This window comes from Paenibacillus sp. Soil787 (genome assembly GCF_001429545.1).
GTDB lineage: Bacteria > Bacillota > Bacilli > Paenibacillales > NBRC-103111 > Paenibacillus_E.
This window is the reverse complement of sequence record NZ_LMSP01000046.1, coordinates 276848-283081: the sequence shown is the minus strand read 5'-3', so window position 1 is coordinate 283081 and position 6234 is coordinate 276848. Positions and strand designations below refer to the sequence as shown.

At 48.0% G+C, this 6234-nt stretch carries 5 protein-coding genes; 1 reads left to right on the top strand and 4 read right to left on the bottom strand.

Annotation, left to right across the window (positions count from 1 at the left end; all coding sequences use genetic code 11):
• Positions 1 to 733: 733 nt before the first annotated feature.
• Positions 734 to 2104: a class I SAM-dependent rRNA methyltransferase gene (locus ASG93_RS31290; RefSeq protein WP_056838692.1), complete on the bottom strand. Its 1371-nt coding sequence runs from the start codon at positions 2102 to 2104 to the stop codon at positions 734 to 736.
• Positions 2105 to 2229: 125 nt separating this feature from the next.
• Between ASG93_RS31290 and ASG93_RS31285 the strand changes: the two genes are divergently transcribed.
• A complete protein-coding gene (locus ASG93_RS31285; RefSeq protein ID WP_056838658.1) occupies positions 2230 to 3258 on the top strand; it encodes a Na/Pi cotransporter family protein in 1029 nt (342 codons plus the stop codon).
• Here the strand turns inward: ASG93_RS31285 and deoC are convergent.
• The 3 genes from deoC to ASG93_RS31270 all read right to left on the bottom strand — a co-directional run bounded on the left by deoC (position 3221) and on the right by ASG93_RS31270 (position 6149).
• Positions 3221 to 3904, bottom strand: a complete 684-nt coding sequence (deoC, locus tag ASG93_RS31280) for a deoxyribose-phosphate aldolase (protein WP_056838656.1) — start codon at positions 3902 to 3904, stop codon at positions 3221 to 3223. The genes ASG93_RS31285 and deoC overlap by 38 nt on opposite strands.
• A 131-nt stretch (positions 3905 to 4035) precedes the next feature.
• On the bottom strand, positions 4036 to 5376 hold the full coding sequence (mtaB, locus tag ASG93_RS31275; RefSeq protein ID WP_056838655.1) for a tRNA (N(6)-L-threonylcarbamoyladenosine(37)-C(2))-methylthiotransferase MtaB: 1341 nt from the start codon (positions 5374 to 5376) through the stop codon (positions 4036 to 4038).
• Positions 5377 to 5381: 5 nt separating this feature from the next.
• The gene (locus ASG93_RS31270; protein WP_056838652.1) at positions 5382 to 6149 is read right to left on the bottom strand and encodes a 16S rRNA (uracil(1498)-N(3))-methyltransferase; all 768 of its coding nucleotides are present in this window, start codon (positions 6147 to 6149) and stop codon (positions 5382 to 5384) included.
• Positions 6150 to 6234 lie beyond the last annotated feature (85 nt).

Below are 6234 nucleotides of genomic sequence, written 5' to 3'. Positions count from 1 at the left end.
CTCTGATTTTGAAAGATTGGGTTGTTTTCTTGATACATCCATTCTTCACAAAATTAATCTACGTTACGCAAAGTGGCAGTCGGTTTCGTTCATTATAACTATTTTGGCGTTTTACCGGTTTTTACGCCAGAATGCGGGAAATAGAGGATCCTCGTTCCGCGAAAACGTGAAATACTGGTTTTTGAGCAATATAAGACATCTACGTTCCGCAAAAACCTGGTGATGTCGGGTACGGGTTGAATTTCGATTAGGTACCCCCTACTGTCCTTCTTCATAAATCACGCTGCAGCTTACGAACAAAGAAATGAGTCGCCAAAATTAATGAAATGTTAGAATATCAACGATGTCAAGAGTACTAATCACATTCCGACCTAACCCCTTGTGAGGTTGCTTTAAAGTATTCATTTGTTGTTAGCTCCTTTGCCATTTGATGATTGAAGTGGACTCGAACGAAGTAAGATCAGTTGTTGATAGATTAATGTGGCTATCCGTTCCAAAAGTCATATTGAGAATTTTCAACTCCCACATTATGAATTTCGAAGCACGAATGCTACTTTTATTGGTTTAATCCAATAGAAGTAGGGATTTGACAGCCTGGAAGTATGAATTTCGTTCTGAATATCGAATTGCGTGTCCATAAGGTCAAAAACCTTAAAAGGGCCATCCTCAAGTAGATTTTCAACCTACTTTTTGGATAGCCCTTTCCAACGACATACTTTTTCATCTCATTACATTACTTACTCCGTACCTCAAAGATAGCAAACTTCAAGTAATGTCCCTCATCTACACCGAGGATGCGAGGATGATCCATACCTGCTTCACGGAACTCTATTAATCGCAGAATTTTACCTGCATCAGTCGCAGCTGCATGAATAGTTTCTAGGAACAACTCAGGGTGCATGTGATAGGAACAACTCGCTGTTACTAAGTAGCCGCCTTCGTTCACAAGCTTCATACCGTGCAAGTTAATATCCTTGTATCCGCGGCAGGCACCTTCGACGGCACTCTTCGTTTTTGCGAAAGCAGGAGGGTCAAGGATGACCACATCCCAAGTCCGTCCACCTTCTGCAACCGGCTTCGACGTATCCACTTTAGCTTTACCACTGCCAGCACTCGCACGAACCTTCCGCTCATCCAAGCCTTTGACTTGTGTACGCAAGTATTCGAAAGCATCTGCGACCACAAACTCTACGCGTTCTTCAAAACCGTTCAATGCAACGTTCGTCCGCGCACTTTCAATCGCATGCTCCGAAATATCGAGGCAGGTTACTTTTTTCGCACCGAATTTACAGGCATTTAACGTGAAGCTGCCAGTATGGGAGAAACATTCCAGCACAGACGCGCCATCCCAATATGGAAAGGAAACGACTTTGCCGTTCGCATTTACTGGGAGTGTCTGGCTCACGCCATCCTCCTCAACTTCTTTCAATTCAATTCCGCTGCGATAGCCCCATCCTGTCATTAGCGGAGCGATGGCTGCGCGATTCTCTCTTTGGTCAAAGAAATAACCGGTTTTCTGACCTTCTTCAATGTCAACGCGAATGCGCAGGCCATTTTCCAAAATATCAACATGCTTGGGACACTCGCCATACAGTAAGCCCTTGGTCTGTTTCAACCCTTCTAGCTCACGAATCGAAACATCACTGCGTTCAAATATGCCAGTTGGCTTCATAACCTGAACCAATGCAGCAACAATTTGTTCTCTGCAGCGGTCCATTCCCATCGTGAGAATTTGAACAACCAGCGTATCCTCAAATTTATCTACAATGAGCCCCGGTAAAAAGTCGGCTTCACCATAAACCAAGCGAAAAGATTGCGCATCTTTCACAAAGCGCTTGCGATGCTGTAAACAGCGTGCAAACCGCTCAACGAAAAATTCCGTTGTCATTGCTTCAAGCGGTTTATAGGATACGATTCGGACCGTAATTTGGGAAGCCTCGTTATAATATCCCGTTGCTAGGTATTGGCCGAGATGAGTTTGAACAGGAACTAATTGTCCTGGTTCGATCTCGCCATCTACACGCTCGATTTCACTTTTGTATACCCATGGGTGTCCTTGCTCCAAACGAGGTTTGCGTTTCTTATGTAAAAATATTGCTGTCATTATGCTTTTAGCCGTCCTTTGTGTGAAACCGTTCACTCTCATCAGCTTGCTTGTCATGCTTGTCTGTACGGTCACATATATTGGTTGAAAAATGATTAGCAAGCTCGCGAAGGAGATCATCTGCAATGATAACTACGATCGTACTGCCTGTATTGACAGGCTTAGCTCTATTTCTGTTCGGGATGAAGCTGATGGAAACCGCGCTTCAGCGGTGGGCAGGCCCCCGCCTCCAGCTCTGGCTGGAGCGGTTTACCCGCACGCCGGTACGCGGCCTCGCCACCGGCACTGTACTTACAGCGGCGCTCCAAAGCAGCACCGCCATTACCGTAATCGCCATCGGCCTCGTAGGCGCTGGCGTACTGACCTTCCCGAGAACACTCGGCGTCATTCTCGGGACGAACATCGGCACGTGCCTCACCACCGAGCTGATCGGGCTCAGCCTCGGAGGCATCGGCGTGCCGATGCTGCTCGCGAGCGCCGCCGTCTGGCTGGCGAGCTGGTTTGCCGGGCCGCTGTCGCAAGGCAGGGCCCCCGCTGCAACCGCCGCGCAGCCACTGGAGGCGACCGGCACGCCCGCCACCAGCGGCGGGCACAGCTGGCTGCGCAGCGTCCGCTACGGCTCGCTTGCGGTCAGCGGCTTCTCTCTCGTGCTGCTCGGCATCGAGATCATGCAAACCATCGGGCCAGCTTTGCAGTCCCGAGGTCTCTTCGCCTGGTTCGTACTTCAGGCGCAGCACAGTCTGCTGTGGGGCGTTATCGCCGGCGCCGCGGTCACGGCGCTTGTACACAGCAGCGCAGCTGTCATTGCGATGGCGATGGGCCTCGCAGCCGTGCAAGGCATTCCCGTCGAGCTAGGCGTAGCGATAACCATTGGTGCCAATGTCGGCACCTGTGTGACCGCACTCATCGCCGGGATGAGCAGTTCCCGCGCCGGGCGATACGTCGCCTGGTCGCATATCCTCCTCAATATCGGAGGAGCTATCCTTTTCTATCCCTTCATTTATCAGCTCGTGAGCCTTTCAGCTCTTCTTGCGAACGATGCTTCCGAGCAAATTGCTCGTTCCCAAACGATATTCAATATCGTTTGTTCCCTGCTCGCCTTACCGTTATGCTATCTTAATATGTGGAAGCGTCTTGAGTTCCGTTCACAATAGCAACACCTGAGCTAGTCCCTAATCTGGTTGCCCCTGCTTCAATCATAGCAATCGCAGTTTGCAAGTCTCTAACGCCGCCCGACGCTTTCACACCAATCGTTTCGGATACGTTTTGACGCATTAAACGAACGTCTTCCACCGTAGCCCCTCCCGGACCAAAGCCAGTAGATGTTTTAACGAAGTGAGCGCCTGCTTCTTCAGAAAGTCGGCAAGCTGCGGATTTTTGCTCATCATTTAGGAAACCTGTTTCCATAATTACTTTAACAATCGCTTTGCCCTTTACAGCGTCCACAACTTGTTTAATGTCAGAACGAACAGCGTCATACTGCCCTTCAAGCAATAAGCCAATCGGCAGGACAGTATCAATTTCAGCAGCCCCATTGTCTACAGCCTTAGCCGCTTCAAATGCTTTCACTTCGCTTAAGCTAGCGCCAAGAGGGAAGCCAACAACTGCAGCAACTTTTACTCCTGTTCCTTCTAGTGCTTTACTTGCCGTTCCAACAAACTGAGAATTTACACAAACACTAAAAAACTGGTGCTTTGCAGCTTCTTCACACAATTTGTGGATCGCGGCTGTGCTCGCATCTGGTTTTAATAGCGTGTGATCAATGTATTTAGCAATTTCTTTCCCGCTCAATGTACTCATTTGATGCACCTCATCTTTTTATTTTTGTAACCTTCCCTATTTAAACCCTTTAATGAGAAAACCTCTAGCGTAGTCATTCTAAGATGAGCGACTACGTGTAGAGGTAGGTTTTATAGCCTTAAGAAAATTCATTACAAATTCACAACATTAGCCGTTTCCAGAACACGAACCAGCTGTCCCTTGCTTTCATTCACGCCGGCTTCCGTTACCTTAACGCGGCAAACTTGGCCGATCATGTCTTCAGAGCCTTGGAACACAAGCTGTACATAGTTATCGGAATAACCCATGTACAATCCGCTGTCTGGAGCGCCTTTGTAGGCACGTTCTGGAATGACTTCAAGAACTTCGCCAACAAATTTTTGTGCATAAGCAAGCTGCATTTTCTCGGAAAGATCAATGAGCTCATGTACGCGGGCATTTTTGATTTCCTCATCCACTTGATCTTCCATCCGCGCAGCAGGAGTTCCTGTCCGTTTGGAATAAGGGAAAACGTGCATTTCAGAGAACTTCATTTGCTCCATAAACTTGTAGCCGTCGCGGAACATTTCCTCGGTTTCACCTGGGAAACCAACAATTACGTCCGTCGTAATCGCGACATCCGGCATGATTTCATGAAGACGTTCAATCTTACGAGCGAATTCCGCTGTTGTATATTTTCTGCGCATCCGAGCAAGAACTTGATCATCGCCAGCTTGCAGCGGGATATGCAGATGACGGCACATTTTGTCCGAGGACTTCAGAACTTCGATCACTTCATCTGTAATTTGGCTGGCTTCAATCGAGGAGATACGAATCCGTTTCAAGCCTTCGACCTTGTCCAAATCCCAAAGCAGCTTCGCTAGACTATAGTCCTCAATATCTTCGCCATATCCACCAGTGTGAATACCCGTCAGTACGATTTCTTGATAACCCGCAGCTACAAGCTGCTCAGCTTGCGCTATAACGCTTTGCGGTTCACGACTGCGCATCAAACCGCGTGACCACGGAATAATGCAGAAAGTGCAGAAGTTATTGCAGCCTTCTTGAATTTTAAGAAAAGCTCTTGTCCGATCGGCAAAATCTGGCACATCCAGTTCTTCGAACTGACGTGTTTTCATAATGTTGCGCACAGCATTGATCGGCTGACGATCTTGCTCAAATTGTTTCACAAGCGGAATGATTTTCTCCCGATCTTGTGTCCCGATCACCATATCCACACCTGGAATGGCCATAATTTCCGCTGGTGAAGTTTGTGCGTAACATCCAGTTACAGCAACAATGGCTTCTGGGTTACGACGAATCGCCCGGCGGATCATTTGGCGGCTCTTTTTGTCCCCTGTATTTGTAACCGTACATGTATTAATGACATACACATCCGCCGTCTGCTCGAAATCAACCTGATCATAACCCTCATTTTTGAAAAGCTGCCAAATGGCTTCTGTATCATAGAAATTTACTTTACAACCTAATGTATGAAACGCTACTGTTGCCATAACGCTTATCCTCCCATCTCTCCGGTTTCATAGAAAAGACACGTAAGACCTACCATTGCGGCAGTCTCCGTGCGTAAAATGCGTGCACCCAGCGACACGGAAGCGAAGCCAGCCTCTTCAGCCTGCTTAATTTCCTGTTCCGTAAAACCGCCTTCAGGGCCTACCGCAATCAGCACTTGTTTCCCTAATCCCAATTTACCGGCAGCTTGCGCTTCCTGAATCGCAGGCTTTAATTGCTGACCATCTTCCTTCTCATAGCAAATCCAAGCGACATCCGCTTCCTTCGCACGCTGCAGCAGCTGCTTCCAAGAATAAACGGAATCCACCTGCGGCACACGATTTCGGTGAGCTTGCTCCGCCGCTTCCTTAGCAATCTTCTGCCAACGTTCGGTGCGCTTAGCTTCTTTCTTTGCATCGTACTGCACAATCGTGCGTTCTGATAAAAAAGGAAGAAACCGGGCTGCCCCGATCTCGGTCCCTTTTTGAATAATAAGCTCCATCTTATCGCCTTTGGGCAAGCTCTGTGCAATCCACACCTGAACAGCCGCTTCAGCATCCATAGGCAGCTCTTCCACGATTTCCGCGGTCGCATGCCCTTTATCCAGCTCCGAAATACGAGCGAGCACTTCACGGTCTACGCCATTACTGCAAATTATCTTGTCTCCAATATCTGCTCGCATGACTCGAATCAGATGATGTGCGTCGTCTCCCTCTATGGTAACTGTATGTGTAGCTTCGTGAAACTGCTCAAGCGGGAGAAAATAACGCTGCATAGTCTAAGCCTCTCTATCTTCGTTCATTTCAATATTGAAGTGAAACTTCCACTCACCATCATACCTTTTTTAGGCATGGAAATCT

Coding starts and splice junctions, on each gene's coding strand:
- ASG93_RS31290 (WP_056838692.1), bottom strand. CDS start 2,104: ATGACAGCAATATTTTTACATAAGAAACGCAAACCTCGTTTGGAGCAA.
- ASG93_RS31285 (WP_056838658.1), top strand. CDS start 2,230: ATGATAACTACGATCGTACTGCCTGTATTGACAGGCTTAGCTCTATTT.
- deoC (WP_056838656.1), bottom strand. CDS start 3,904: ATGAGTACATTGAGCGGGAAAGAAATTGCTAAATACATTGATCACACG.
- mtaB (WP_056838655.1), bottom strand. CDS start 5,376: ATGGCAACAGTAGCGTTTCATACATTAGGTTGTAAAGTAAATTTCTAT.
- ASG93_RS31270 (WP_056838652.1), bottom strand. CDS start 6,149: ATGCAGCGTTATTTTCTCCCGCTTGAGCAGTTTCACGAAGCTACACAT.